The organism is Caballeronia sordidicola (genome assembly GCF_002220365.1).
Taxonomy (GTDB): domain Bacteria; phylum Pseudomonadota; class Gammaproteobacteria; order Burkholderiales; family Burkholderiaceae; genus Caballeronia; species Caballeronia sordidicola_C.
In genome coordinates, this window is the sequence record NZ_MTHB01000109.1 from 117589 (window position 1) to 143035 (window position 25447).

Annotated in this window: 25 protein-coding genes and 1 pseudogene; 13 read left to right on the plus strand and 13 right to left on the minus strand. The window is 60.4% G+C overall.

Annotation, left to right across the window (positions count from 1 at the left end):
• Positions 1-350 precede the first annotated feature (350 nt).
• The 4 genes from BSU04_RS16575 to BSU04_RS16590 are packed head-to-tail and all read left to right on the plus strand — an operon-like array spanning position 351 to position 4324.
• Positions 351-1445, plus strand: a complete 1095-nt coding sequence (locus BSU04_RS16575; protein ID WP_089161609.1) for an ABC transporter substrate-binding protein — start codon at positions 351-353, stop codon at positions 1443-1445.
• Entirely contained in the window at positions 1442-2371 is a 930-nt protein-coding gene (locus tag BSU04_RS16580; RefSeq protein WP_089161610.1) for an ABC transporter permease, read from the plus strand. The genes BSU04_RS16575 and BSU04_RS16580 overlap by 4 nt, the downstream gene beginning before the upstream one ends.
• A complete protein-coding gene (locus BSU04_RS16585) occupies positions 2368-3225 on the plus strand; it encodes an ABC transporter permease (RefSeq protein WP_089161611.1) in 858 nt (285 codons plus the stop codon). The genes BSU04_RS16580 and BSU04_RS16585 overlap by 4 nt, the downstream gene beginning before the upstream one ends.
• Positions 3226-3250: 25 nt before the next feature.
• Positions 3251-4324, plus strand: coding sequence for an ABC transporter ATP-binding protein (locus BSU04_RS16590; protein ID WP_089161612.1), 1074 nt, complete (start codon positions 3251-3253; stop codon positions 4322-4324).
• 146 nt (positions 4325-4470) lie between these two features.
• On the opposite strand, the gene BSU04_RS16595 is transcribed toward BSU04_RS16590, so the two are convergent.
• The gene (locus BSU04_RS16595) at positions 4471-4860 is read right to left on the minus strand and encodes a surface-adhesin E family protein (protein ID WP_144021258.1); all 390 of its coding nucleotides are present in this window, start codon (positions 4858-4860) and stop codon (positions 4471-4473) included.
• Positions 4861-5532: 672 nt separating this feature from the next.
• Here BSU04_RS16595 and BSU04_RS16605 point away from each other — a divergent pair.
• Together BSU04_RS16605 and BSU04_RS16610 are read left to right on the plus strand one after the other, a co-directional pair.
• A complete protein-coding gene (locus tag BSU04_RS16605; protein WP_089161717.1) occupies positions 5533-5871 on the plus strand; it encodes a hypothetical protein in 339 nt (112 codons plus the stop codon).
• Positions 5872-6072: 201 nt separating this feature from the next.
• Entirely contained in the window at positions 6073-6783 is a 711-nt protein-coding gene (locus BSU04_RS16610; RefSeq protein WP_089161615.1) for a hypothetical protein, read from the plus strand.
• A gap of 84 nt (positions 6784-6867) precedes the next feature.
• Here BSU04_RS16610 and BSU04_RS16615 read toward each other — a convergent pair whose 3' ends face one another.
• A complete protein-coding gene (locus BSU04_RS16615; protein ID WP_089161616.1) occupies positions 6868-7314 on the minus strand; it encodes an RDD family protein in 447 nt (148 codons plus the stop codon).
• Between the two features lie 665 nt (positions 7315-7979).
• Here BSU04_RS16615 and BSU04_RS16620 point away from each other — a divergent pair.
• Entirely contained in the window at positions 7980-8351 is a 372-nt protein-coding gene (locus tag BSU04_RS16620; protein ID WP_089161617.1) for a YciI family protein, read from the plus strand.
• The gene (locus tag BSU04_RS16625) at positions 8348-9616 is read left to right on the plus strand and encodes an RNA polymerase sigma factor (protein ID WP_089161618.1); all 1269 of its coding nucleotides are present in this window, start codon (positions 8348-8350) and stop codon (positions 9614-9616) included. The genes BSU04_RS16620 and BSU04_RS16625 overlap by 4 nt, the downstream gene beginning before the upstream one ends.
• 325 nt (positions 9617-9941) lie before the next feature.
• Here BSU04_RS16625 and BSU04_RS16630 read toward each other — a convergent pair whose 3' ends face one another.
• Together BSU04_RS16630 and BSU04_RS16635 are read right to left on the minus strand one after the other, a co-directional pair.
• Positions 9942-10607 (minus strand): glutathione S-transferase family protein, encoded by a 666-nt coding sequence (locus tag BSU04_RS16630; RefSeq protein ID WP_179258344.1) that lies wholly within the window; start codon positions 10605-10607, stop codon positions 9942-9944.
• Positions 10608-10994: 387 nt separating this feature from the next.
• Complete coding sequence (locus BSU04_RS16635) at positions 10995-11921, minus strand: AraC family transcriptional regulator (RefSeq protein WP_089161619.1); 927 nt, start codon at positions 11919-11921, stop codon at positions 10995-10997.
• A 103-nt stretch (positions 11922-12024) separates the two neighbouring features.
• On the opposite strand from BSU04_RS16635, the gene BSU04_RS16640 reads away from it, so the two are divergent.
• Positions 12025-12774 (plus strand): SDR family oxidoreductase, encoded by a 750-nt coding sequence (locus tag BSU04_RS16640; RefSeq protein ID WP_089161620.1) that lies wholly within the window; start codon positions 12025-12027, stop codon positions 12772-12774.
• A gap of 63 nt (positions 12775-12837) precedes the next feature.
• On the plus strand, positions 12838-13596 hold the full coding sequence (locus BSU04_RS16645; protein WP_089161621.1) for an SDR family oxidoreductase: 759 nt from the start codon (positions 12838-12840) through the stop codon (positions 13594-13596).
• 192 nt (positions 13597-13788) lie between these two features.
• Here BSU04_RS16645 and BSU04_RS16650 read toward each other — a convergent pair.
• Positions 13789-13957 (minus strand): annotated as a pseudogene (locus tag BSU04_RS16650) (L-seryl-tRNA(Sec) selenium transferase); the annotation flags it as partial.
• 146 nt (positions 13958-14103) lie between these two features.
• Positions 14104-15231, minus strand: a complete 1128-nt coding sequence (locus tag BSU04_RS16655) for an aminotransferase (RefSeq protein ID WP_089161622.1) — start codon at positions 15229-15231, stop codon at positions 14104-14106.
• A 366-nt stretch (positions 15232-15597) separates the two neighbouring features.
• On the opposite strand from BSU04_RS16655, the gene BSU04_RS16660 reads away from it, so the two are divergent.
• Genes BSU04_RS16660 through BSU04_RS16670 form a run of 3 tightly spaced genes read left to right on the plus strand, consistent with a single transcriptional unit; the run spans position 15598 to position 18256 of the window.
• Complete coding sequence (locus tag BSU04_RS16660; RefSeq protein ID WP_089161623.1) at positions 15598-16350, plus strand: helix-turn-helix transcriptional regulator; 753 nt, start codon at positions 15598-15600, stop codon at positions 16348-16350.
• A complete protein-coding gene (locus BSU04_RS16665; RefSeq protein ID WP_089161624.1) occupies positions 16350-17318 on the plus strand; it encodes a threonine/serine dehydratase in 969 nt (322 codons plus the stop codon). Before BSU04_RS16660 ends, BSU04_RS16665 begins: the two co-directional genes overlap by 1 nt.
• Positions 17315-18256: an ornithine cyclodeaminase family protein gene (locus tag BSU04_RS16670; RefSeq protein WP_089161625.1), complete on the plus strand. Its 942-nt coding sequence runs from the start codon at positions 17315-17317 to the stop codon at positions 18254-18256. The genes BSU04_RS16665 and BSU04_RS16670 overlap by 4 nt, the downstream gene beginning before the upstream one ends.
• 48 nt (positions 18257-18304) lie before the next feature.
• On the opposite strand, the gene BSU04_RS16675 is transcribed toward BSU04_RS16670, so the two are convergent.
• The 7 genes from BSU04_RS16675 to aroQ form a co-directional block, all read right to left on the minus strand.
• Positions 18305-19084, minus strand: coding sequence for an IclR family transcriptional regulator (locus tag BSU04_RS16675; protein ID WP_089161626.1), 780 nt, complete (start codon positions 19082-19084; stop codon positions 18305-18307).
• 148 nt (positions 19085-19232) lie between these two features.
• The gene (locus BSU04_RS16680; protein WP_089161627.1) at positions 19233-19997 is read right to left on the minus strand and encodes an amino acid ABC transporter ATP-binding protein; all 765 of its coding nucleotides are present in this window, start codon (positions 19995-19997) and stop codon (positions 19233-19235) included.
• Positions 19994-20644, minus strand: a complete 651-nt coding sequence (locus tag BSU04_RS16685; protein ID WP_089161628.1) for an amino acid ABC transporter permease — start codon at positions 20642-20644, stop codon at positions 19994-19996. The genes BSU04_RS16680 and BSU04_RS16685 overlap by 4 nt, the downstream gene beginning before the upstream one ends.
• Positions 20645-20646: 2 nt before the next feature.
• The gene (locus BSU04_RS16690) at positions 20647-21372 is read right to left on the minus strand and encodes an amino acid ABC transporter permease (protein WP_089161629.1); all 726 of its coding nucleotides are present in this window, start codon (positions 21370-21372) and stop codon (positions 20647-20649) included.
• 43 nt (positions 21373-21415) lie between these two features.
• The gene (locus BSU04_RS16695; protein WP_089161630.1) at positions 21416-22249 is read right to left on the minus strand and encodes an ABC transporter substrate-binding protein; all 834 of its coding nucleotides are present in this window, start codon (positions 22247-22249) and stop codon (positions 21416-21418) included.
• Between the two features lie 916 nt (positions 22250-23165).
• A complete protein-coding gene (locus tag BSU04_RS16705; RefSeq protein WP_089161632.1) occupies positions 23166-24515 on the minus strand; it encodes an MFS transporter in 1350 nt (449 codons plus the stop codon).
• 471 nt (positions 24516-24986) lie between these two features.
• Positions 24987-25442, minus strand: coding sequence for a type II 3-dehydroquinate dehydratase (gene aroQ, locus BSU04_RS16710; protein ID WP_089161633.1), 456 nt, complete (start codon positions 25440-25442; stop codon positions 24987-24989).
• Positions 25443-25447: the final 5 nt, after the last annotated feature.

Genomic DNA, 25447 nt, shown 5'->3' on the forward strand with positions numbered 1-25447 from the left:
GGCTGCTGGGTCCGTTTGGGTTTGCCGCCTTAAAGGAAATCGAGCAGGTGCTGACACATCGTCGGACCAATTGCCCGACTATTGGGAAGAGGGAAGATTTCTGATGCACCACGATGGCGCGTCGCCCGGCACCATCGGCCCGCCATGCGCGTCCGGCATGCCAATATATGTAAAAACCAGAGATCAAGCTGCGGAGCCATGCGCTCTCGTCATGGCAGACATGACGATATATCGATTGTGACGGCTATTTTGCGATCCTAACATTTTTCATGCACGGACAAACTCAGACGGATACGACCGTTCGCCCGGCACAGATTGGACATCTCACTTAACCATCTACGGAGTCGGCGATGAAAAAATTCAGCACGGGACGGCGGCAAGCCTTCAAGACGATCGGCGCAGCGCTCGCAGCGTCCGCGTTGCCGGCGCCGTTCCTCAATCTGCGCGCCCAGGAACACAATTTCTCGGGCAAGACGCTCCGTCTGCTGACATGGTCAGACGATACGGGGACTGCCGCGTTGCACAACATAGCGGCTACATTCATGGCAAAAACCGGCGCGAAGGTGATCGCAGACCGCGCGGACGGCACCTCCGGCATGGTCGCCAAGATGAAGGCTGCGGGCGAGCGCCCCACCTATGACGTGATCACGCTGGCCGGCGTAGGTGCCTCGGGTCTCGGCGATGCGGGCCTGCTCGTCAAGCCCGACCTCGATAAGCTGCCGAATCTCAAGGACGTGGCGGCGCGGTATCGAACCGGCGCGGACGGTTTTGGCGTCGGCTACCTGCTGTGGTCCGACGGCCTGATCTACAACACGTCGACGGTCAAGACGCCGCCCGGGTCGTATGAAGCGCTGTGGGATCCGAAGTACACAGGCCGCATCTTCTTGCCGCCGCCCGAGTTTGCCGAGGCGGTCGATCTGGCGATCATCGCTGCAAAAATGTCGGGCGGTTCGCAGCAGAACATCGATCCGGGCTTCAAGAAGCTCGCCGAACTGAAGGACCGCGTGATGACGCTCGGCGAGAATCCGAATCAGGTCGCCGACCTGTTTCGCACGGGCTCGCTTGATATCGGCGGCATCTATTCGCCCGCGTTCTTTCCCGACCAGATCAGGAAACCCGAGTACAAGATGGGCGTGACGTACGGCATGAAGGAAGGCTTCGCCACGCAGCTGATGTTCACGGTGATTCCGAAATCTCACCCGGGTGACCTCGATCTGATTCACGCGTTCATCAACCATTCGCTCGATGCCGGCGTGCAAGGCCGGATGGCCGCTGACGTGCTGAACGGCCCGGTGAATTCGAAGGCCAACATTCCCGCCGAGAGCCTCAGGTTCGTGCCGAGCCCGCAGCAGATTGCGGAGAAGTCCGTACTGCACGATGACAAGTCACTCGCCGTTGTGCAGGCCGCGTGGATCAAGCGCTACACCGAGATTTTCTCGGCATGACCACCATGGCTGGACTTTCTTCGCAGCGCGCCGGACCGGGGGCGCCAGACCAGCTGGTTGCCCCGGCTTCGGGAACCGCGCTCGCCCGTGCGCGGCCGTGGCTGCTGCTCGCCCCGATCCTCGCGTTTCTCGCGGTGCTCGCGGCGGCTGCCCTCGTGGTCCTGCGCATGAGCTTCGGCGCGCAGGGCAACGAGTGGCACGGGTTCACGCTGCAAAACTACGCGAACCTGGCCGATTCATATTTCCTGAAGGCGCTGTGGCTGACACTGCGGCTCGCGTTTCAGAGCATGGTGTGCGCGGTCCTGCTGGCGATTCCGGTTGCGCTTGCGATGGCGCGCACCGAGTCGCGGCTCGCGCGGCGCCTGCTTCTGGCGGGCGTGCTGTTGCCGCTGCTCGTCAATCTGTTGCTGCAAGGCTACGGCTGGCTCGTGATCCTCGGTCCGGCAGGCTTGCTCAATCACGCATTGCTTGCAACCGGCGTGATCCAGCGTCCGATGCAATGGCTTTATCGTGAGCATGGCGTGCTCCTTGGCCTGATCCAGACCGCGTTTCCGCTCGCAGTACTGCCGCTGTCGAGCGCAATGCGCGCTGTGTCGCTGTCGTACGAGGAAGCTGCTGCCACGCTCGGTGCAACGCGCTGGCAGACGTTGCGTCACATCATGTTGCCGCTCGCGATGCCCGGGCTTGTTTCAGGCGCACTGCTCGTGTTCGCTTACAACGCGAGTGCGTTCGCGGTGCCGCTGCTGCTCGGCGGCCGGCGTGTGCCGATGCTTGCCGTGCTGGTGCATGACGAGGTCTCGCCGTTGCTGAACTGGCCCGCGGCATCGGCCTCCGGCGTGGTGCTGATGGTCGCCACGCTCACCGTCATGGCGATCTCGCAGAGCCTCGTGCGGCGAACCCAGCGTCTCAAGGAGCTGTCAGCATGAGCACCCCCTACAGTCGTGTTCGGCTCCTGCCCGCGACCATGCCGGGGCGGCTCGGCAGGCCCGCGGCGCTGCTCGCGGCCATTGTCCTGTTCCTTGCCGCCCTGCCGATCCTGACGATGATCCTGATGTCGTTCAGCGCTTCGGACACGCTGGAATTCCCGCCACCCGGCTACAGCCTGCAGTGGTATCGCGCGGCATGGCGCAGCTTCGTCTCGCCCGACGCAAGCGACGTCATGTCCATGGGTACCGCGCTGACCACGAGCCTGATCGTCGCCGTGTCGACGATGATCATCGCGACGCTGGTCTCGGTGCCCGCCGCGTATGCGTTGAGCCGCTATCGCTTTCGAGGCAAGTCGGCCGTAGAACAGCTCGTGGCGCTGCCGCTCGTCTATCCGCTGATGATGCTCGGGCTGTCGCTGCTGTTGGTCTTCAACGTGCTGCCCGTGGAACTCGGTGTGTTCCGGCTCATCATTGCGCATGTGATTCTCGCGTTGCCGTTTACGGTAAAGAACTGCGCGGCGTCGGCGGCATCTATCGGCCCCGAGTTCGAGGAAGCCGCGTGCGTGATGGGTGCGAGCCCGCGCCGCGCGATGTTCGACGTGGTGTTGCCGTTGATGCGCCCCGGCATCCTGGCCGGCATGCTGTTCGCGTTCATCATCTCGTTCAACGAGTTCACGGTGACGTTCTTCCTGTACGGCATCAACACGATGACGCTGCCGGTGTGGCTCTACAGCCGCACGGTGTCGTCGCTCGACCCGACCGTGTTTTCGTTTGCGGTTTTTATCGTCGCCATCGACTTCGGACTGATCTGGCTGCTTGAAAAGCTGATTGGCGACGAAGGTGTCGCGCTCTAGGCACGCAAGCATCCGAGGAACCATCATGACTCATCTGACACTCCAGGCCGTGACCAAGCGCTTCAACGCCGCATACGCCGTCGACCACGTCGACCTGAGCGTCCCGGACGGCAAGCTGGTCTGCTTTCTCGGCCCGTCCGGCTGCGGCAAGACGACCTTGCTGCGCATGATCGCGGGGCTTGAGACGCCGAGTTCCGGCAGCGTGACTTTCGCGGGCCGCGACATCACCCATTTGCCGGCCAACCAGCGCGACTTCGGCATGGTGTTCCAGTCACTGGCGCTGTTTCCGCACATGAGCGTCGCTGAAAATATCGCGTATCCGCTGCGGCTGCGTAAAACGGCCAAGGCCGCACAAGGGCGCCGCGTTACCGAGTTGCTCGAACTGATCCAGCTGCCGCATATGGCAAACCGGCCGGTCACGCAACTATCCGGGGGACAGCGCCAACGCGTGGCGATCGCGCGTGCGATCGCGTCGTCGCCGAAACTGTTGCTGCTCGACGAACCGCTCTCCGCACTCGACGCCAAGCTGCGCGAAGCAATGCAGGTTGAAATCCGCCTGCTGCAGCAGCGCCTTGGCATCACGACGATCATGGTCACGCACGACCAGCGTGAAGCGATGACGATGGCCGACGAGATCGTCGTGATGGAAAAGGGCCGCATTGCGCAGGTCGGCAAACCACTCGACATCTACCGGAACCCGGTCAGCGAGTTCGTCGCCGACTTCATCGGGCTCGGCAACATCCTTCCGGTCACGCTTGACGGACGAGGTGGTGTGACGCTGCCGGGCGGCCAGCAGATCGTCGTGGCTAATCCTGCCTGGGTGCCCGAATCCACAGCGGACATCCGCCTGCTGATCCGTCCCGAAGATGTCTGCGTAAAACACGTCACAACCGACAGCTATCCTAACCATCTCGCCGGGACGGTCACGTTTATCCGTGACGTCGGTGCCACGCTGGAAGCAACGATCGACTGCGCCGGCTTCACCCTGACAGCCGCCACCACGCAGCGCGAGACGCCCGGCCTTACTCTCGGCATGCCCGTTCTGGCCGAGTTGCCCGCGCAAGCCTGCAAGCTGATCGCGGCGCGCCCGCTTCAGTGAGTCCGCTTCGTTGAGCCCGCTTCATTCAAGTAACGAAATGCTGGGTGATTAAGCTGCATTCATGATTGCATGCGGGCTCCGGTCTAGACCGTCCAACAGCGAATGCGTTTGCTGCGTCCGGGGCTACACTGGTGCTGGCCCAATCCTCATCTCTTATTGCACACCGCGCGCAATATGTACTCTCCACCCGTACCCGGCACGACAACCGCTGGAGCGTCCTGCTCCGGCGGCAGAGAAGCGAGGACATTACCCTGCGTATCGTAAAAAATCAGCGCGTTCACGAGGAGTGTTCTACCCTGACAGTCCGCAATGTATTGCGTCTTGATCGCCTTGGCGGGACGTCCGAGCTGCACGTCCGTCTCCACCGCCAAGACCGTTTGAGTCCAGGCGTTGACAGTGTCACCGCTGCGCGCAATAGAGTCGGCATCAACGCTCACGGCTTCCGCCGGGTTCGCGAAGACCTGGACCCAATTCGATGCAATCGCCGAGGCCGACGAGAAAAGCAGAAATGCGCCGATCGCAAGCATTCTATTCATGTTTGATCTGTGTAATTTTGAGTACCTGCCGGTTGGCGGGAAAAGCATTGGTGCTCCAAGTCATCTCTCTACGCAATGCTCACGCGATCCTCAGCGCATAGCGTGGGGAACTCGTCTGCAGAGTTTCCCGAGATGATGCCAGTATCTGTTGCCATTCTAGAAATCCTTTGAATTGTGTTAGTCGTAGAGATGCGCGAGCCGACTGGACTTCAGCGCTGGCATCATGGCTTTTACCACCTTGCCAACACTTTCACACAGTGCTGCCTCCCAGCCTCCCATTCTGACCATCTGCAAATTCAATCGATGTGCGTGCGACAACCAGCAGAACGAGATGCCCTGCCGTATCAGCCTTATGTCTGAGGTCTCTCGTTGAGAGACACGCGCTACCGGCGCGGGCTGCCGCACGGCAACCAGGAGCGACCGATGCTGAACGAACCTGTCTTCGCGAGCAAGCAACTCAACAGCATCACCATGCGAGCTGAATTTCACCTTGCCAGTGGGTGCCTTCGCATATTCGTGAACACAGCGACTCGGGCCGAGTGGTTCCCGCCCCGGTTGTGGTTGGCGATAGTATCAGTCGCAGGCTACAGCACAGGGCGCAGGCGCTGTGCGATGATGGCAGCCTGAAAGACTCGAGACGGTCACATGGCCCATCGGGCGAAGGAGGTCAAAGTGACGAACGACAATGGAATACCGAATGACCATCCGGAGCAAGCACCGGAATCGCTGCAGACCCTCGCCGAATATCTGGAGCGGGCACTCGATACAGCGACAAGCATCGTGATGCTGCGACACACGGCCGGTGTCTGTACCGTGTATCTGGGGGATCCGACTACGACGCGCGAGGACCTGACGCAAATTGCAGCAATTCCGGTATCGGTCGCAAACGAGATGCTTGAATTGACGTTGTCGGGGGCGAATCAGTTGCGAATCGGCGGCCAGGTCTATCGCTTCGTGCGCAGTTTCACGCAAGTCGGGAATACGGCCGCGGTTGTCTTTTCAACGGATTAGACCGCCGCTGACCACGACCCGGCTGGACCTGCCCTGTTGATGCATCGCGATTGATGAGATGCCATGCGCGCATGCTGGATTGCCGTTACTGCAATCTGGGCCGGGTCGTACTGCCTCAGAGCCGTGGTCCATAGGGCGGCCCAGCGGTGGCGATGCCTTCCCAATCCGCGACTCGACGGCAATCACGTTTCAGGAGGACAGGTGCATCCGAGACAACATCTGGCATTGCTGCTGTCGATGGCAGCGTTTGGTTCAACCGGAGCATGGGCAAGCGACATTCAATGTGCAACCACGCGGCAACCGGCCGAGCGTGTGATATGCGACCACGCCATCCTGAACAACGAGTACGACGATATCGTCGCTCAGCAGCAGGCTCTGCTGAGCGCCGGGAAGCTATCGCCCGAACAACTTGCCCAGTGGAAGCAATTGCGCAACGCGTGCACTGATGTCCACTGCATCGACACCGTATTTGCGCAGTGGAAGTCGGTGGCCAAGTCTAGCGCGGCCATTTCCAGCGAGTCGCCAGCTGCGGCTGCGGCTGCGGCTCCGGCTGCGGCTCCGGTTATGGCTTCGGCGACCGATATGGCTCCCGTCGGCCCCGTTTCGGACGCGGTTCCCGTCCCCGCATCTCCGGCGGCCCCGACATCGGAAGCATCCCTTGTGCGGCAAGGGAGCGCCGCTGGCGTAGCAGTCCCACAGCCGGTGGCGACGGAGGCATCGGCACCTGCGGTTGCGTCCACCGCTGTTTCGGGGGCTGCGGGTTCTCACAGCACGAGCGCGCTGAGCGCCGTCGCACTTTTCGCGATTGCACTTCTAGCGATTGGATTCATCGCGCTAATCGCACGTCGAAAAATGAGCAGTCGGCGTTCTGGCAAGCCACCAGGAAATGTTCGCGGCAACGACAAGCCTTGAACAGGCCTTACCAAGGGGCACGAACGAGATACGAAGTTGACTGAGCCACCACTGTCTCATTGGGCACATCCTCCTCTCGCAGACTTAAGATGTCTGATTGCCGTCGTTATGGGGTCGCTTGTCTATGACGATGGTATTGGCTATCCGGTCGTGCAAGGCCTGCTTCCGAGGATTAAAGAGCACCCACAGAAATCCCGCGCCGCATGTAGCGAAGCTCAGCAGGTAGCCCAGCGTGCGCAGACCGGCTTGCGTGACTGTCATTCGTTCTCCTGTGTCGGCATCGACAATCCGCAGATGCAACGCCCGTTTCCCCGGTGACGTACCCCACATAGCCCATAAAAATCCGGTAACCAGTATTGGTATGCATTGGCCAACGACTAACCACAGAAGGATGGTCGATACGAGGGTTTCAGGTGCCGTCAGCAAGTCCTCTGTCGATGGACCGAGAGGAACAAAAAGTACGATTACGGTCCACCAAATCGAATCGATGGCCAACGCGCTGGCGCGTCGTGAGTACGAGGCATATTGCATCGGATGCTAACTGTCAGACTGGTTTCGGTCATGGCAGTGTAGGCCATTCGTGGTTAATTGAGGTCTTCAATCCAGCAGCGACTGCTGCCCTTCATCCGATCAGTAGTGTGCGTGGAGGAACTCGATTGGCTTCCGGAAAATTAACCAAATAACTCCCAGGTTCGGCATTTGTTAACCCTATATCTTCCTTGCTACCGCGCCGCCCCAGATCAGGATCCCGGCAACGGCCAACGGTGCCGAGCGCCCCACCAGCGGTTCTTCGGCCGTCGCGGACACTCAGGCATCGTCGCCGGTGAGGCCGCAACAGGTTCCTTTCCTGACGTTCGAACAGGGGCAGCGCAAATGAAAGCGCCCGTTGTAAGCGTATGCGAAGTTTCGCCTTATGAACGGACGCAGGCCGGGCGGCACCCAATCGACAGTTTCAAGGTGCAGTTATTTACTTTTTTAAGTCACCCGGCAGGTCATCGGCAGAGCGATCGCTGGAGAAGTCGAGTACTTCCTCTTGAACTTAGTCTGTGTCAAGACTTGGACAGTTGAAAGTCAGATATCCTCGGCATCGTTCCCGATTTTTTCGACGCTCCCTGTCCATCAGCATGCGGCCCGAGCGTCATTGTGATGGCGGCCCGATTTAATTCACCCGCCTTAACCCCATGACGGAGGCTCATATGCAATATCTATTGATGATCTATTCGGAAGAAAACGGCTGGAACCAGATGACCGACAGCGAGCGGCAGCAAGGGGTTGCCGCGTACCAGGCGTACACAGAATCGTTGAACAAAGCGCAGGCGCTGGTGGGCGCCAACCGGCTGCAGCACACGAGCACGGCCACTACGGTGCGGCTCGTCGACGGCAAGCCGCAGGTGCTTGACGGACCGTATTCCGATTCGAAGGAGCAACTCGCCGGCTACTACCTGATCGACGTGCCCAACCTGGACGCGGCGATCGCGTGGGCGTCGCGTTGTCCCGGCGCGGCGCACGGCTTGATGGAAGTGCGCCCGGTCTGGACTGCCCCCTACGACGCGCCATCTGCTGCATGAGTCCGTCCGGCGGCGGCCCTGACGCTGGCGCCGCCGCGCATGCAATTGCCGAGGCGGTCGCTCGCCGCAGTTATGGCAAGCTCGTCGCGCTGCTGGCGATGCGCACGCGCGACGTCGCCGCGGCCGAGGACGCGCTGGCCGACGCGTTTGCGGCCGCGCTCGCGGACTGGCCGGAGCGCGGCTGCCCCGCGAATCCCGAAGCGTGGCTGATGACGGTTGCGCGCCGCCGGGCATTCGATGGCGCGCGTCATCGCCGTGTCGGCGACGAAGTGGCGAACCAGCTCACTATCCTCGCCGACGAGATCGACGAGCGTGAAGCAGGCGCGTTACCCGACCGGCGGCTTGCGCTGCTGTTCGCGTGCACGCACCCTGCGCTGGAGGCCGCAATTCGCACGCCGCTGATGCTGCAGGTGGTGCTGGGGCTCGAAGCAAAGACGATTGCGTCCGCGTTCCTGATGTCGCCCGCCGCGATGAGCAAGCGCCTCGTACGGGCGAAGAACAAGATCCGCGAAGCGGGCATTCCGTTCAGCGTACCCGAGCGCGAGGAGTTGCCCGGCCGGCTCGCTGCGGTGCTGGAAGCGGTCTATGCAGCCTATGCGCAAGGGTGGGCCGATCCGGTCGGCGGCGATACCGAGCGGCGCGATCTCGCCGGCGAGGCGCTGTTTCTTGCACACCTGCTCGTCGAACTGCTGCCCGAGGAGCCAGAGACGCTGGGTCTCCTCGCGCTGATGCTGTATGCGCAGGCACGGCGCGATGCGCGGCGCGATGCGGCCGGCAACTACGTGCCGCTGTCGGCTCAGGATCCGGCGACATGGGATGCGCCGATGATCGACGCAGCCAGCGCACTGCTGCGGCGCGCGAGCGCATTCAACGCAATCGGACGCTTTCAGCTCGAAGCCGCGCTGCAGTCGGCGCACGTGCACCGCTGCCGGACGCATTGCCCGAACTGGGACGAGATCGTGCAGTTCTACGATGCGCTGCTCGCGATCGCAGCGTCCCCGGTGGTGGCCGTGAACCGCGCGCTCGCGTTGGCGGAACGGGACGGCCCGCAGGCGGCGCTCGACGCGCTCGAGCCCTATGCGGACGATCAGCGGCTGGCCGACTACCAGCCGTACTGGGCCGCGCGTGCCGACCTGCTCGCGCGTGCCGGCGCGACGGCCCAAGCGCTCGGCGCGTACGATCTCGCGATCGGCCTCGAGCGTGATCCGGCCGTGCGCCGGTTCCTGCAGCGCAAGCGCGTCGAGCTGTTATCGGCGAGAAGTTAGATTGGCCGTCGCGTTTGCCACGCGAGGTTGCAAGCCTCGCGCTGACGCGGCTCGGTCCGGACCGTTTCGTTCCGTTTCGTTTCGTTCCCGTCGGAATTGGTTGAGTCCGTATGATTCCAACGTCGGTTTTCTAGAACGTTCATCGAACGGGCGCTACTGGCCAACACCGGACGGCGGAGGTTTAGAACTGCCTTCTCTATAGCCGACGTTAAACTTCGCACGGATCGATGTGCGGTGCAAATGTGTGTCCACGGCGCAATAACCGCGAAGTATCCGCGTGGGCCGTGGCGAAGCCCAACGGCGTTTAGCGCGGAGCTGCCCTTCATCAGCCGGTCGGTGGCTTGCCAGCAAATACCGCCAATTGAGCGTCGAAAGCACGCTTGTAGGCGGGCCGCGCTTCGCCGCGGGCGACATAGGCCAAGATGTTCGGATATTCGTCCAGCAAACCCGATGCTTTCAACCTGAGGAGCACCGCGACCATCATCAGGTCGCCCGCGCTGAACGCACCATCGAGCCAGTCGGCGCTGCCAAGGCGAGCGGAAAGCTCGCCCAGCCGGTCACGGATGCGATCCTTGACGATAGGCAGGCGCTGCTCGTACCAGGTCTTGTCGCCCTCCAGAAACTTGGTGGTTTGGAGATCGAGGATCGGCGGCTCAACCGTGTTGAGCGCGGCAAAAATCCATGCAATCGCGCGTGCCCGGGCATGCGCATCGTCAGGAAGCAGGCCTGCATGGCGCTCTGCGATATGGAACACGATCGCCCCCGACTCGAACAGGGCAAGAGCGCCTTCTTCATAGGTTGGAATCTGCCCAAAAGGATGAAGCGCCCGATGCGCGGGTTCCTTCATTGCCCAGAAAGAAACGAGACGAACCTCGTAAGGTTGGCCCACTTCTTCAAGCGCCCAGCGAACACGCATGTCACGCGCCAGTCCCCTGCCGCGATCGGGCGACCGTTCAAAGGCGGTGATAACGGGGGTCAGTGGAAGCGTCATGGTGATTTCTCCTTTGCTGGATGTCTCGCTGAGTGCAGGATAAACAACCCCAGCGCTTACTTGCCAGACGTTCGAGATCGGGCTAGATCGACATCCCTGAACTACTTTTTTTCTTGAAGATTGGGTAAATAGGCATCCCGAACGAAATAATCCAAGCAAAAGATCGGCCTCAAATCAAATTGGACTAGCCACCTCCAGATCCTCTTGGCCGGCAGATCAGGGGCACCTGACCACACACGCTCAGCCGGCCTGTCTTGCCATCTGCGGACGTTCGCCGAGACCCGAATGTGACCGCTCACCTGTCTCGTTCGATCAAAAAGACGTCGTTAAAGGGTTGCATTGAGCCACCGGGTTCCCTGGCCTTATCTCTATCGGAAGCAGCGCGTTTCAGATGTCTTGCGCATCGTCGGTGGCTGCCTGCTCCTCGCGCGCATATTGTGAGGGTGGCCGCCCGACGTGCCGCGTGAAGGCGACGCTGAACGTGCTGGCGGAGCTGTAGCCAACGCGCTGTGCAACCTCGGCGACGCGGCCTTCATTGCGGCGTAGCAGGTCCTTGGCGAGCGCCATGCGCCAAGTGAGCAAATATTCCATGGGCGCCACGCCGACCGCGCGGTTGAAGCGTTCGAAGAAGGTTGAGCGCGACAGTGCGGCCTCTTTCGCGAGTTCAGCAACCGTCCACGCGCGTGTGGGGTGTTCGTGCATACCGCGGATCGCGGCCGCGAGGCGGCTATCGGACAGCCCGCGAACCAGGCCCGGTGACGCGGTCGTTTCCGCTGTGGACCGCAGCGCCTCGATGAGCAGCACTTCCAGCAGTCGTGACAGCACGACTTCGCGCGCAGGCCGCTGCTCGCGTGATTCATCTCGTACAAGTTGCACGAGGGTGGCCAGTCGCGCTTCACCGCGGACATGCACGATTTGCGGTAGTAACGAGACCAGCAGGGATGCGTCGGGTGAACCGAAGCTGCAGTAGCCGACCATCATTCGCGAATCGACTGGGCCGTCCGGCTCCCCGATTCTAAATTCATTGTTGCCAAGCGCGATGGGCACCAGCGTCTGAATGCCCGGCGGTGGCGGCACGAGGCTGGACATTGCGACGCCGTAGGCCGCGGGAATCAGCACGAAGTCACCCGAGACGAGCCCGATGGGCTCGTGCCCGTCGATCACCATGCGGCACGCGCCCTCCAGGATCACGCAATAGAACGGCTGACCGGCATCCGAGCGGCTAACGCGCCAAGGGCTGGCGCCCAGAACCAGTTTGGAGAACCGGGCGCCCGGCTGCAGCAGCGTCACGACTTCGGCCAACGGATCGATCATTGCCGGACTCCTGCAAATGAAATTCGGATCTTCTATTGTAGCTAGTACGTACGCGGCGGTCTATCGTTGGTGCAGACGCAAACCACCTCACCTAGGAGTTCCCATGAAAACCGTCCTGACCACCGGCTGCTCGTCCGGATTCGGCCTCGAGATTGCCCGCTATTTTCTGGCCCGCGACTGGCAAGTCGTCGCCACGATGCGCACGCCGCGCGCCGACGTGCTGCCGCCTTCAGAGCACTTGCGCGTGCTGGCGCTCGACGTCACCGATCCCGACAGCATCCGCCAAGCTGTCGAGGCGGCCGGCCCGATCGACGTGCTCGTCAACAACGCGGGCTTCGGCGCGGCTTCCCCGGCGGAACTGGTCCCGCTTGCGACAGTGCGCGAGATTTTCGAGACCAACACCTTTGGCACTATCGCAGTGACGCAGGGGGTGCTGCCCCAGTTTCGGCAGCGTAAAGCCGGTGTCGTCGTGAATGTCACGTCGAGCGTAACGCTAAAGGCGCTGCCTCTGATCGCCGCTTACCGCGCGAGCAAGGCGGCGGTGAACGTATTTACCGAGTCAATGGCGCTGGAGCTCGAGCAGTTCGGCGTGCGAGCGCGCCTGGTGCTGCCCGGCCGTGCGCCCGACACCCGGTTTGCAGAGAACGCCCACGCCCACATGCATGGCCTCGACCACGAGGCCTACGCTGGACTCGTCAAGGACGTCTTCGCGCGATTCCAGGACACCTCTACACCAGTCACCCGGGCGCAGGATGTCGCGGAGGCCGTGTGGCGCGCAGCGACCGACCCGTCATCCCCAATGCATATCCCAGCCGGCGCTGACGCACAAGCCTGGGCGGCCGAGGCTCGCTGACTCAGCAGCACAGGTCGAACACGGCTTCTACACGCTACAGCGTATTACGATAAGGAGATTGCTATGCAGGACAAACAAGTTGCTCTCGTAACCGGGGCTAATCAAGGAATCGGTCTCCAGATCGCAAAGGATCTCGCGACACGCGGTTTAACTGTGTTGGTAGGATCGCGCAGCCTCGAACGCGGCGAGGCTGCGGCCGGGGAAGTGGGCCTGAACGCGTTCGCCCTCCAACTCGACGTGACGGATCAGGCTTCAATCACAATGGCGGCGGAGCGCGTCCAAAACGAGTTTGGCCGCCTTGACGTGCTCATCCAGAACGCGGCCATTTCGAATACGAAGAAGCAGCCCGGTCAATCCGTCGAGGAGTACTCAAAGACGACGCGCCCGAGCAACGTGGCTCTCGATGAAATGCGCGCGGTGTGGGACACCAACGTGTTCGGCGTGCTCGCTGTGTACCAGGCGATGCTGCCACTTTTGCGCAATACGCCGGGCTCCCGCATCGTCAACGTGTCGAGTGGTGTTGGATCGCTGGCGACGAACCTGAACCCAGCCTTCCCGTACCGCGGGATCTTCGGTCCCGTCTACCCGGCGTCCAAGACGGCGCTTAACGCGTTGACGGTCGCGATGGCCATCGAACTCGAGCCGGAAGGTATCAAGGTCAATGCCGTCTCACCGGGTTATACCAAGACTAACCTCAACGGATATTCGGGCACCGAGACCGTCGAGGAAGGTGCTCGCGAGGCGGTGCGCGTTGCGCTGCTGGGTCAGGACGGCCCCACAGGCACGTTCACGCGCTGGAAAGGGGAAACGATCCCATGGTGAATTGAGTCTGGTGCGCGCGTGCGCAGGGATCGATGGATTGGGCCGGAGCGCATGAAGTTAGGCCATTCGCCTGAGCCTTGGTAACGCCGTTGAATTTCGCTGTTGTTGAAATCATGGCGACTGAGTGTTCGCTCGACGGTGCACTCCCCGCTTCTCTCGCGGTGTTATCCGATCGACAACCAACACTAAGTTCTTGATCTTCGCTATCAGCTCTCGACGGCCGACGATCAAGCCCGCCTGCGGGCCGCCAAGCAGCTTGTCGCCGCTGAAAGTGACGAGAACGACGCCCGCTAGAACGGTTAATCACGGTAGCTTCACGCGGCAAGCCCTATTGCGTGAGATCGACCAGCGTGCCGTTGCCGGGATAGCGGCGTGAGTTCGGTAACGCTGGCCTCCAGATCTTGCGAAGCGCGCCGATACCCCTGCCGCCCGTCAACAAGTCCAGCGTCAGGCTGGCCAGATGATCAGCGAAAGGTTCGAAATCGTAATCTAACCGCCGGCGCTTGATTACCGGCGTCCGATGTCCGCGAGGAAGCCGGAAACCTTAACCAACCCCTCTTGCAGGACATCGAGCGGGTTGGCGAAACCGACCCGGATATACCCTTCCATGTCAAACGCGCTACCCGGCATGAACATCACACCCGTCGCTTCGATCAGCGCGGTGCAAAATCCGGTCGACGACATGTCGACATCGAACTTGAGCAGACAAACCGTCGCGGCCTTGGGCTTCACATACGACACCAGCGGTTCCTTACTGATCCAGTCGTCGAGAACCCTGAGATTGGTCCGCGTAATAGCATGGTTGCGAGCAAGGATCTTGTCCTTAGCCTCGAGCGCAATGGACGCAAGATAATCGTCGATCATCCCCACGCTGATGGTGTTGTAGTCTCGATGAATACACACCGCGCGAATCAGTTCGACCGGTCCGGCGATCCACCCCAAGCGCAATCCGGCCAGCGACCACGTCTTCGACATGCTGCCGGTACTAATACCCCGCTCATAAAGGTCGGCGACAGACGCGGTGAATCCTGATCCTTCCTGGTCCGTGCCCCGATAAACCTCATCGCACAAGAGGTACGCACCGCACGATTGGGCGATGCTCACTACCTCCTTGAGGAAGGCTTCATCCATCAGCGAGCCTGTCGGATTGTTCGGGTTGTTGATGGCGATGAGCTTTGTCTTCTGGTTGGCCAGCTTGCGGAGCTCGTCGAGATCCGGCAGGAAATCGTTGTCTTCGCGCAGCGTCATGGTCTGCAGGTCGGCACCGTAGCTTTCGGGAATCGAATAGTGTTGCTGGTATGTCGGCAACACCGCGATCACACGGTCACCGGGCTCGATCAGGGTTTCGTACACCAGCGCATTGCCGCCTATAGCGCCGTGCGTCACGACAATATCCCTAGTCGTCTGCCGCTCATATAAAGCTGCGATGTTGACTCGCAACCTGTCCGACCCTTCGATCGCTCCATAGGTCAGCTTCATGGGAAGGAGTTCGTCGAGCAGGCTATCGCGCTTGCCGGTCAGTTCGAGCAATTGCGCCACCGTCAGCGATTCAACGCAGGTTTCAGCGAGGTTATAGCGCGCCTCATGCTCGTACCGGTCCATCCAGCGTTCGACAAGAAAGTCCTTGATCTTCATTGAAATCTCCGTGAATCGGCTACCCGTAACGATAGCCGAAATGATGGGCAAAAAAACACAACCGGACCAGGTCATCCGCGCTGAACCGGCCAACCTCGACGCCTTCATTTTTTTGTTTGACCGATTATATTTTAAAGTCTATCTTAGACTACTTAGTATATTTCGGTAAACGACATGACGCTATCGGCTGAACATTCCGAGTTGCCCGGAATGCTGGTGATCCAGCATCTGCTGGACGCACTGAACTGAAGCGCAACGGCACTTACCAGAAGTTGTTGGAGAAATATTTTACGGTCGATCTAGCGGTCGACTAAGCCGCGCGTGCGGACCATCGCACGACTGTTCCGCACGAATCGACATTGAATAATGACTAAAGCACGTAACTTGAAGATCGCCTCCGGACAAGCCGCTGAGCTCACGGTCAGTCCGTCGTCCAAGCCGTCGTCCAAGCCGTCGTCCAAGCGCGCGGTCAAGCGGGTGGTCAAGCGCAGCGACCCGCAACCATCAGCCGAGTTGCTCGCTCGCTACAGCGCGATCGCCGACGGCATAGTCTTGCTGTTTCCGCCGTACACGGAGGTCGTGATACACGACCTTGGCACGCAAACCGTTGTGCATGTAGCGAACAACCAGTCCAAACGCGAGCTTGGCGACGAATCATCGCTCGACGACATCGAATTCGATCCGGACGAAAGGGTAATCGGTCCGTATGAAAAACTGGGGTGGGACGGCCGCAAGATTCGCTCGGTCAGTATTGTCGTGCGTAGCGATGCAGGTCAGGCGATCGGCGTCATGTGCATCAATTTTCATGTTGCGGCACTGGAGCAAGCCAGGCAGGCGCTTGACCTGCTCCTCTCAACCACCACGCTGCAACCACAGCCCGAGAAGCTGTTCCAGGACGACTGGCAGGAGCGCGTGAATATCTTTCTCAACCACTGGCTGCAGGAACGCAAGCTCGCGCTGTCCATGCTGACGCGCGAGCATAAGCGCGCGCTCATAGAAGCATTGCATGAGCAAGGCGCGTTCAAGGGCAAGAGCGCGGCTAACTATGTGGCGAAGGTACTGACGATCGGCCGCGCCACGGTGTTCAATTATCTGAAGGAACTGAGGGGCAACGAGTGATGAATGAACTGTTTCAACGCATTGAGGAAGCGCATCGCGCCATTCGACCGCAAGTAAGCGTCACGCCGCTTGCATTCAGTCCGATGTTATCGAAGGCGACCGGATGCGACGTGTACCTGAAGTGCGAGCATCTGCAGCATACCGGCTCGTTCAAGTTTCGCGGCGCGACCAACAAGCTGCGCCTGCTCGACGCAGACGCGCGCCGCAACGGTGTGCTCACGGTGTCGAGCGGCAATCATGGTCAGGGCGTGGCGCTCGCCGGCAAGCTTGCGGGCGTGCCCGTCACGGTCTATGCATCCACATCCGCCGCGGCGATCAAGCTCGACGCTATTCGTGCGCTGGGCGCCGAGGTGGTGACGCTAAACGACACAACGCTGGCCGTCGAACTTGAAGCCGCCCGTCAGGCAAAGGTCCGGGGCATGACGTTCGTGTCGCCCTACAACGATCTCGACGTCATAGCCGGACAGGGCACGATTGGCATGGAACTGCATGAGCAGGCAAGCGGCACGATTGCCGATCTGGCGGCGGTGTTCGCCTCCGTCGGCGGCGGCGGCCTTATTTCCGGTATCGGCACGGCGGTCAAAACACTGCTTCCGCAAACCGACGTGATCGGCTGCTGGCCCTCGAACTCGACCGCTTTGTATAGTTCACTCAAAGCGGGCAAGATCATAGACGTTGAGGAAAGCGAAACAATTTCCGATGGTACCGCGGGCGGTGTAGAACCCGGCTCAGTGACCTTCGATATTGGCCGGGAAGTCATTGCCGGTACCGCGCTGGTGACGGAAGAAGAGATCCGGGCTGCCATGAAGCTGCTTGCGCAAACCGACCGCTGGATGGTTGAAGGCGCGGCCTGTGTCGCGCTGGCATCAATGTTGAAACTTGGCTCCCGGTATCAGGGCCGTGCGGTAGCCGTGGTGCTTTGTGGACGCAATATCATGCTGAACAAATTCATCGAGGCTGTTAAGTGAAAATCTGGACGAAAGACGAAATTATCGCGCGCTTCAATATGGAGCGCGCGGTGCGGATGATCGAGGAAGGTTTCGTGGCTTACTCCCGCAAGACCGTCCAGGTGCCGCCGGTCCAGAACTTCCAGTTCGACGCGGCCAACGGCGATTGTTGTGTCAAGTCCGCTTATGTAGAGGGTGCAGCGGCTTTTGCGGTCAAGGTGTCTACCGGCTTCTACGATAACCCCAAGCAAGGCTTGCCGAGCAACAACGGCCTGATCGTGCTTTTTTCCGCCACGACAGGCGAGCCGGTCGCCCTGTTGCAGGATGAAGGCTGGCTCACCTGCGTGCGCACGGCGCTCGCCGGACAACTCGCCGCACGATTGCTCGCGCCGCGCGAGGTGCATGGAATTGGCATTATCGGCAGCGGCGAGCAAGCGCGGTTGCAGCTTGAGTATTTGCAACCGGTGACCGGTTGCCGGGATGTATTCGTATGGGGGCCGAGCGCGAAAAACCGCGGCCACTACGTCGAGAAAATGTCGGCACTAGGCTTCAACGTGCGGGCGATGGACTCTGCTGAAGAAGTTGCGGCGAACGCCAACCTGATAGTCACCACAACACCGTCTCGCGAACCGCTGCTGCGCTCCGAGTGGATCCGCAACGGCACGCATATCACAGCGGTGGGCGCGGACAGCGCCAGCAAGCAGGAACTGGATCCGGCAATCATCTGTCGCGCCAGGGTGATCGTGGTGGATTCGATCGATCAGTGCAGCAAATACGGCGAAGTCTCGCATGCGCTGTCCGCCGGGCTGATTCATGCGGAGCAGTTGCTTGAACTCGGCGCATTGCTGGACGCCGGCCAGCGCGCTCGCGACGATACCAACCTTGCCCAGATCACGGTGGCCGACCTCACCGGCGTGGCGGTGCAGGATGTGCAGATTGCAGCTAGCGTGGGTGCCTGAACGGTTTGACGCGTCGAAATTTCAGCGCGGCCATGGCGCTCTGCGCGATCAACCCGCCGCGCTGAACCTCGTGCCGTAATACGGCTGCGATAGGGCCTTCGCCGAGCGTATGAGGTCCTCGAGCATGGCCGCGCGCTTGTTCAAGTCGGTGTCGCGGCTGGTCATGAAACATAGCGCAGCAACGGCGTGTCCGTTCTTGTCCCGCACGGGCGCGGCCATGCAGTATCGGAACGTGTGGGACAGGCCTTCCGTGCAGAAAAATCCTTGTTGTGCGGCGCGCTCGACATCGCCCAGGAATTCCGGCACTTCGATCCGCTTGCCGTTGTCGAGCACGAAGTCTTCTTGCGGAATCAATGCGCGAATCTCGACCGCGCTCAAGTGACCGAGCAGCAAGCGGCCGGACGCGGTCCACGGAATGGGGACTTTCACGCCTATATCCGAACTGATGTTGAACGGACGCGAGCTGTTTTCCGACAGCACCACGGTGTATTTATTCCCTTCGAGCATGCAGAGCTGCGCGGTCTCGTCGTGGCGCCGGACAAGGCCGAGAATGGCCTGGTGCGCCCGGCTGATCAGGTCGTTGTGCACCGCGTAGTCGGACCCGTAGTAGTGCATCTCCCGGCCGAAGAACACGCTCCCGTCCGCGCCCGCTTCCAGCCAGCCGGCCTCGGTCAGGATCGTCACGAGTTCGTAGATGCTGGAACGCGGCGCACCCGTTGCTTCAATCAGTTCGCGCATGGTCATGGGACGCCGCACGCTATGCAATTGCTTGAGGATGGAGACGACCCGGTCGACTCCCCTCGCCCTTGAAGATTCCTGTACAGACATGACTCGAACTCCGTCGGCTATATGATTCGCTGTTTCGATCTTTGACTGACGCGAGTTTAGCGCGTGGACGCTTGCTTATGCGGCTGCTAATGCGGCTGCTAATGCGGCTGCCAGTGTGGATGCATAAGCGCTCGCATACCGGTCGTACTCAATGGTCGAGTACCCGGTGCAGGAACTGCTGCGTGCGCTCGTTCTGCGGATTCACGAAGATCTGCTCGGGCGCGCCCTGCTCGGCGATCACGCCTTTGTCCATGAACACCACGCGATCCGCCGTCTTGCGCGCGAAACCCATTTCATGCGTGACGACCACCATGGTCATGCCATCGCGTGCAAGGCCGCGCATGACCTCGGTGACTTCGCCGACCAGTTCCGGATCAAGCGCGGAGGTCGCTTCATCGAAGAACATGATGCCCGGCTCTACAGCCAGCGCGCGTGCAATGGCTACGCGTTGCTGCTGGCCGCCCGACAACTGGCTCGGATAGTGATCGGCGCGATCGGCGAGACCTACGCGATCCAGTGCGTCCATCGCGCGCTTGCGGGCGTCCACCGGATTCATCTTGCGTGCCTTGATCAAGGCCAGCGAGACATTGCCCAATGCATCCTTGTGCGGGAATAAATTGAACTGCTGGAACACCATGCCTACGTGACCACGAATTTCGCGTGCGCGGCGCGCGTCGTGGAGCGGCACTTCGTTGACCCAGACCTCGCCGGCGTCAGCGGTTTCAAGACCGCTCATGATCCGCAATACGGTGCTCTTGCCAGAACCGGACGCGCCAATGAGGACGAGTACTTCGCCCTGATGCACCTCGAGGTTGATCTGCTTGAGCACCTGGGTCGTACCGAACGATTTGGTGACGCCGGTCAGGTTGATGATGGGCTTGACGAGCGGCTGAGACGCGATGGCGGTGTTCATGACAACAGGCTCCTTCTTCGATCATGGCGGCGCACCCACCGCGACAGGGGAAAGCACACAATGAAATACAGCAGGGCAACCAGGCCATAGATTTCCACCGGCTGGCCGATCCGGTCGACAATCGCCTGGCCCTGATGCATCAACTCCGACATGCCGATCATGCTGACTATCGACGTGTCCTTGATGAGGGACAGATACTGGCCGATCAATGGCGGCAGCACGATCTTTCCGGTCTGCGGCAAGATCACTGAAAAGAACGCCTGCATCTTGCTCAGTCCGAGGATCTGCGAGACTTCCCACTGCCCCTTCTGGACCGATTCAATACCCGATCGGAAAACCTCTGCAATATAGGCGCCTTGATAGACGCTGAGCCCGATCACGCCCGCGGCAAATACGTCGATGGCGTAACCAAAGTACGACACGCCGAAATAGATGAACATCAGCGTGATCAGAACGGGCGTGCCGCGAAACAGCTCGATATAGAGCCGGGCGAGGCGCGGCGTGCCCCAGGGCCCGAAGGTCCGCAAGACAGCGGCCAGCAGCCCGACCAGCGTGCCGCCCACAATGGCCGCTACAGAGAGAATGAGCGTTGTCAGCAGGCCTTGAAGCAGGATGGGAAGACTGGACATCAACAGGTCGCTTGTCATGGTCACTCTCCTGTTCCAGGGCTTACACGGCGCCTGATGATCAATGGCCGGCGTGCGCGTTTTGCCAGCACGAGCGGCGGGTGAAACAGCCGCGCCCCGATCATCCCGGCGACCCAGGACAAAAAGTTGCTCAGTACCAGATAGGCAATCAACGTGATCGTGAACGTCTGGATGTACAGCAACGTGCGCGCGTTGATCACGGTCGCCATGCCGGTCAGCTCCGGCAACGCGATAGCCGACAGCAGCGAAGTTCCGAGCAGAAGCTGGATCAGGTTGTTCACGATCGCGGGATAGACGGCGCGTGCGGCCTGCGGCATCACCACCTCAATGAAGATCTGCGAACGCTCCAGCCCGAGAATGGATGCTGCTTCCAACTGACCTCGCGGCACTGACTGAATACCTGCCCTGAACACTTCGGCAAGGTACGCACCCACGTTTACGCCGAGCGCAATCACCCCGGCCGTATATGCATCGAGCGTGATGCCCATTGACGGCAGGCCGAAAAAAACAATGAAGATCTGCAGCAGCACCGGCGTGTTGCGGATCACCTCGATGTAACAACTCGATATCGCCCGCAGCACCGCGACGCGCGATGTGCTTGCCAGTGCGGCCAGCAAGCCGAGCAACATCGCCACGACGAAGGCCAGCAACGTGACCTGAAGCGTCAGCCACGCCGCCCGGACAAAATCGTTCAGATAGCCCGACAGGGTCACCCATTGATAGCTCATTGCTCCTCCGTCGTAAGCCTTGCGAGATGCAGGCGATAACGCTTCAGTACTGCGGATTCAGCGGGAAACGCGGATCGGCGCCGAACCACTTCTTGTAGAGCTGGGCGTTAAGCTTCGACGCGTTGACCTGAAACAGGAACAGGTTCAGGTAGTCGAGCCAGACTTGATCGCCCGCTTTCACACCGAATGCGTTGTATTCAAGCGGAACCAGCGCCTCGTCCGTCACGGTCAACTCGGGGTCGAGCGAGGCCTGATACGCAAGGAAGTTGTTGTCTTCGATCATTGCGTCGGCCTGGCCTTGCTTGACTGCAAGAATGGCCGCCTGCGAACTGTCGAATTCCTGGATCTTCACCTGCATGTTCAGCGCCCGTACTTCGTCGCCGTTCGTCGATCCCTTGACGGTAGCGATGGTGCGGTTGGACATGTCCTTGATCGACTTGATGCCGCTGCTCTTCTTGACGAGCAGCGCCTCGCTGGCCACCACGTAGGGATTGGTGAAGCCGATTTCCTTGGCCCGTTCCAGATTGCGGGTGAAGTTGCAGAACACGACGTCGACCTTGCTGGTCTGCAGATTCGGAATACGGTTGGCGCTCGTCGTATTGACCACTTCCAGCTTCACGCCCATTTGCTTCGCCAGCTCTTTCGCCAGGTCGACGTCGTAACCATCGGCCGCACCATCCTTGTTGTAAAAACCGAAGGGCGCGAAGCTCAGGCAGTCGCCGACGCGCAGCGTGCCCCGCTGCAAGACCGCCTTCAGCGTGGACTCTGCTGCGCCTGCCTGATCTGAGGTGGCGACCTTCGTGCAGCCGGACAACATCAACAGACCGGCCACCGCGAATAAACAGACAACACGTGCGCTTTCTTTGACAAGTCTCATTTGGGTCTCAGCCTTGAAAGTGAAAATGTCAGTTCAGGGACAGACGGCGGCGGCCAGGGAAGATCCCGGATTCAACGCCCTCACCATGCCGGCGCATGGGCCTGCATAAAATGATGTTGCACACGGTCCTGCCTCGCGTGAAAGCGCGACCAGACCGGATAAACCGCGGTAAACCGTTTGTCTGGTATATCGGAATGATGTCCGGTACAGCAGATGACCGAAGTCTTCCACAGAAAAAAACACGTTGCAATGGGGGATGCCGCTGATTCGAAGTGGTCGTTAAACACTTACATTCCGTCTTGCATTTCGCTTACCGCCGCGTGCGTTGCGGATAATTTGGAGAGTGCTCCGCGCGGGGAACCCGGGTGAATGGTCGCGCGCGTGATCGACAGAGGCGGGTGTAACGTCGCAGATGCGGTGGCTGGCGACGCTTTGGTGATGGACGGCAACAGTCACAAGAAGATCGGTTATATCCCGACGGGCGCCGGTGCGAAAACACTGTCCCAGCCAATATGGTAAGTACTTCTACTTTTCTGGATCGCGGATTGGACTGGGCTCGCGGCCAAGGCGGAACTGACGAGGTTGTCGACATCGACATCCGGCCGGCTGACATGCTGCCGACGCTGTCGATACGCCTGCTTGCGCGAAAATCCGAAAATTGGTCGGTCACGCACGGCAGCCTCGTGCAATCGCGTGCGCATCAGGTACTGGTGCAGCGTCACACCCGCTACTTGCAGGAACAGGCGCAGAAAATGATAGGGACTGGTCGCCGCGTCGCGCGCGAAATTCGTAGACCGGTGAACAATTGCAGGATCAGGGACAGACGTGGTGCCTCAAAGCGGATTTCTTCGCACGCCGCGTGAAAGACTAGCGGGGAATTGGAGATCCCGTTCAAACGTGCGCGGCCAGCCGACTATCAAGCTGTCCGTGGTGCACCAGAAGTTGCCGAGTCGATATTTCGAGTCTTCAGCGCGAGCAGCAGGACAAACAAGGCGGAACACAATACCGGCACGGACGCCGCGTGAAACAGCGACGCGTTGGACCAGTTCAGCGCGATCAACTGACCGCCGACCAGCGGCCCGATCACCGAGCCAATGCGCCCGATGCCCAGGCTCCAGCCGATTCCCGTCGAGCGCACCGACGTGGGGTAATAGTGCCCGGCGAGCGCATTGACCGCTGGCTGGCCTCCGACCACGCAGAAGCCACCCGCGAACACGACGATCAATAACCACGGCAATGCATGCGCGACGGTACCGATCATGCCAACGAAGATGGCAGCGAAGAAGAAACATACGAACAGCACCCGGACAAAGCCGAAGCGCTCGATAAACCAGCCAAGCAGCAAGGTGCCGAGCACGCCGCCCGTCTGCAACGCGGTACCGACAATCACCGCGGTTCCCGGTGAATAGCCGGCATCGCGCATGACAGTCGGCAGCCAGTTTGACAGAAAGTAGAGGTCGATCAGGTTCATGAAGCTGATCGACCACAGAATCAGCGTCACCGCCGTGCGGCCCGCGCGAAACAACTCGGCAACAGGTGCACCACCCGTGTTCTTTTCGCGGACTACGATGGTCGATGCTGCGTCAATCCGCAGCGTGGGGTCGAACCGCGCGAGCCATGCGCGCGCACGCCCCTTGTGACCCTTCAGCACCAGGAACTGCAGGGACTCGGGCAAGCTCATCGTCATGGCAACAACCAGCAGAAGCGGCACCACGCCGCCCAGATAAAACACCGAGCGCCAGCCGTAGTTCGGAATCAGCCATGCGCTGACAAAGCCGCCCAGCGCCGCGCCGAGCGTAAATCCGCATGAAACAAGCATCATTCGCTTCACGCGATGCGCTTGCGGACTAAACTCACCGACGAGCGCCATCGCGTTCGGCATGATGCAACCCAGGCCGATACCCGTGACAAAGCGCACAGCAATCAGCGCGGGGATCGTGGTGACGAAGGGGGTTGCAAGCATCAGCAAACCAAAGCAGAGCATCGACAGGATCAACACCGGTCGCCGCCCGATCTTGTCGGCAAGTACCGAAAGACCCAGCGCGCCAATCAGCATGCCGAACAGACTTGCGCTGAATACGGGACCGAGTGACGCCTTCGAAACGTGCCACTCGCCGATCACGCTCGGAGCCACGTAGCCCATCGCCTGGGCATCGAAACCGTCGATCACGAGGCATAAGCCGCACAACAAAAGCAACACGAAGTGGAACATCGGCCGGTGTGTTTCGTCGAGCAACCGCTCGACCTCGATCACGTCGGAATTCATGAATGGTCCTCGCTTGTGGGCTCACACCGGGCGAGCGAATGGATCGCTTCGCGCGGGGCATGAGTGCCGCTTAATCCGGTTCTTAAGGAAAAGATCAACGTCGAGTTGACCCATGTTTTCACGCGCTGCAGCATACCTGTCGCATGCCGCCCAGCGGCGCCCGATGCAATTCAGGGCAACACCTCAGGAATTACGAATTGTACAATCGGTTCACCAATAGTGAATTTACGTTAACCCTTACTCGGACGTTGATTTCTCTTTGATTGCCAATTGAAATCCAGGACCAGCGCAGGCGCGCGTGCCGATGCTGATCGTCGGGCATGCGCGAGAATTGATTGTCAGAACGAAATGTCAGATAAAAAAACCCGTCGTTTGCACGGTGCAAACGACGGGTCTGATGGTCAACCGAAGGCGCTGATAAGCGCGGGGAAACATACGAGTAGAGCGTGAACTTGCACCCCCCCCACTCGCTTACTTGGCCTGAGACACTTGCACTAACGCATCGATGGCGAGGGCATAACCCTTGATGCCCAAACCGACAATGATCCCGCGCGCTGCCGGCGAAATATACGAGTGGTGACGAAACGATTCCCGCGCGTGGACGTTAGAGATATGCAGTTCGATCAGCGTGACGCTCGCACCCTTGATGGCATCGTGCAAGGCGATAGACGTATGCGTGAAAGCGCCCGGGTTCATCACGACCCCAAGCAGGGTGCCCGCCGCTATTTCGCGGCCTGCCTCGTGGATCCAGTCGATCAGTACACCCTCGTGATTCGACTGCCGGCACTCCACCTCCACGCCGAGCCGCTCGCCGACTTCCTTGCAAAGCACCTCGACCGTGGCGAGCGTGTCGGACCCATACTGCGCGGGTTCGCGCTGGCCTAGCAGGTTCAGGTTGGGTCCGTTGAGAACGAGTACCTTCTTCATGACAT

What these genes read in the sequence shown, in the direction of transcription:
- BSU04_RS16675 (WP_089161626.1), bottom strand. Translation starts at nt 19,084, where the DNA reads ATGTCTGTACAGGAATCTTCAAGGGCGAGGGGAGTCGACCGGGTCGTC.
- BSU04_RS16680 (WP_089161627.1), bottom strand. Translation starts at nt 19,997, where the DNA reads ATGAACACCGCCATCGCGTCTCAGCCGCTCGTCAAGCCCATCATCAAC.
- BSU04_RS16640 (WP_089161620.1), top strand. Translation starts at nt 12,025, where the DNA reads ATGAAAACCGTCCTGACCACCGGCTGCTCGTCCGGATTCGGCCTCGAG.
- BSU04_RS16585 (WP_089161611.1), top strand. Translation starts at nt 2,368, where the DNA reads ATGAGCACCCCCTACAGTCGTGTTCGGCTCCTGCCCGCGACCATGCCG.
- BSU04_RS16580 (WP_089161610.1), top strand. Translation starts at nt 1,442, where the DNA reads ATGACCACCATGGCTGGACTTTCTTCGCAGCGCGCCGGACCGGGGGCG.
- aroQ (WP_089161633.1), bottom strand. Translation starts at nt 25,442, where the DNA reads ATGAAGAAGGTACTCGTTCTCAACGGACCCAACCTGAACCTGCTAGGC.
- BSU04_RS16690 (WP_089161629.1), bottom strand. Translation starts at nt 21,372, where the DNA reads ATGAGCTATCAATGGGTGACCCTGTCGGGCTATCTGAACGATTTTGTC.
- BSU04_RS16630 (WP_179258344.1), bottom strand. Translation starts at nt 10,607, where the DNA reads ATGACGCTTCCACTGACCCCCGTTATCACCGCCTTTGAACGGTCGCCC.
- BSU04_RS16625 (WP_089161618.1), top strand. Translation starts at nt 8,348, where the DNA reads ATGAGTCCGTCCGGCGGCGGCCCTGACGCTGGCGCCGCCGCGCATGCA.
- BSU04_RS16635 (WP_089161619.1), bottom strand. Translation starts at nt 11,921, where the DNA reads ATGATCGATCCGTTGGCCGAAGTCGTGACGCTGCTGCAGCCGGGCGCC.
- BSU04_RS16595 (WP_144021258.1), bottom strand. Translation starts at nt 4,860, where the DNA reads ATGAATAGAATGCTTGCGATCGGCGCATTTCTGCTTTTCTCGTCGGCC.
- BSU04_RS16695 (WP_089161630.1), bottom strand. Translation starts at nt 22,249, where the DNA reads ATGAGACTTGTCAAAGAAAGCGCACGTGTTGTCTGTTTATTCGCGGTG.
- BSU04_RS16620 (WP_089161617.1), top strand. Translation starts at nt 7,980, where the DNA reads ATGCAATATCTATTGATGATCTATTCGGAAGAAAACGGCTGGAACCAG.
- BSU04_RS16655 (WP_089161622.1), bottom strand. Translation starts at nt 15,231, where the DNA reads ATGAAGATCAAGGACTTTCTTGTCGAACGCTGGATGGACCGGTACGAG.
- BSU04_RS16590 (WP_089161612.1), top strand. Translation starts at nt 3,251, where the DNA reads ATGACTCATCTGACACTCCAGGCCGTGACCAAGCGCTTCAACGCCGCA.
- BSU04_RS16665 (WP_089161624.1), top strand. Translation starts at nt 16,350, where the DNA reads ATGAATGAACTGTTTCAACGCATTGAGGAAGCGCATCGCGCCATTCGA.
- BSU04_RS16615 (WP_089161616.1), bottom strand. Translation starts at nt 7,314, where the DNA reads ATGCAATATGCCTCGTACTCACGACGCGCCAGCGCGTTGGCCATCGAT.
- BSU04_RS16660 (WP_089161623.1), top strand. Translation starts at nt 15,598, where the DNA reads ATGACTAAAGCACGTAACTTGAAGATCGCCTCCGGACAAGCCGCTGAG.
- BSU04_RS16685 (WP_089161628.1), bottom strand. Translation starts at nt 20,644, where the DNA reads ATGACAAGCGACCTGTTGATGTCCAGTCTTCCCATCCTGCTTCAAGGC.
- BSU04_RS16645 (WP_089161621.1), top strand. Translation starts at nt 12,838, where the DNA reads ATGCAGGACAAACAAGTTGCTCTCGTAACCGGGGCTAATCAAGGAATC.
- BSU04_RS16575 (WP_089161609.1), top strand. Translation starts at nt 351, where the DNA reads ATGAAAAAATTCAGCACGGGACGGCGGCAAGCCTTCAAGACGATCGGC.
- BSU04_RS16705 (WP_089161632.1), bottom strand. Translation starts at nt 24,515, where the DNA reads ATGAATTCCGACGTGATCGAGGTCGAGCGGTTGCTCGACGAAACACAC.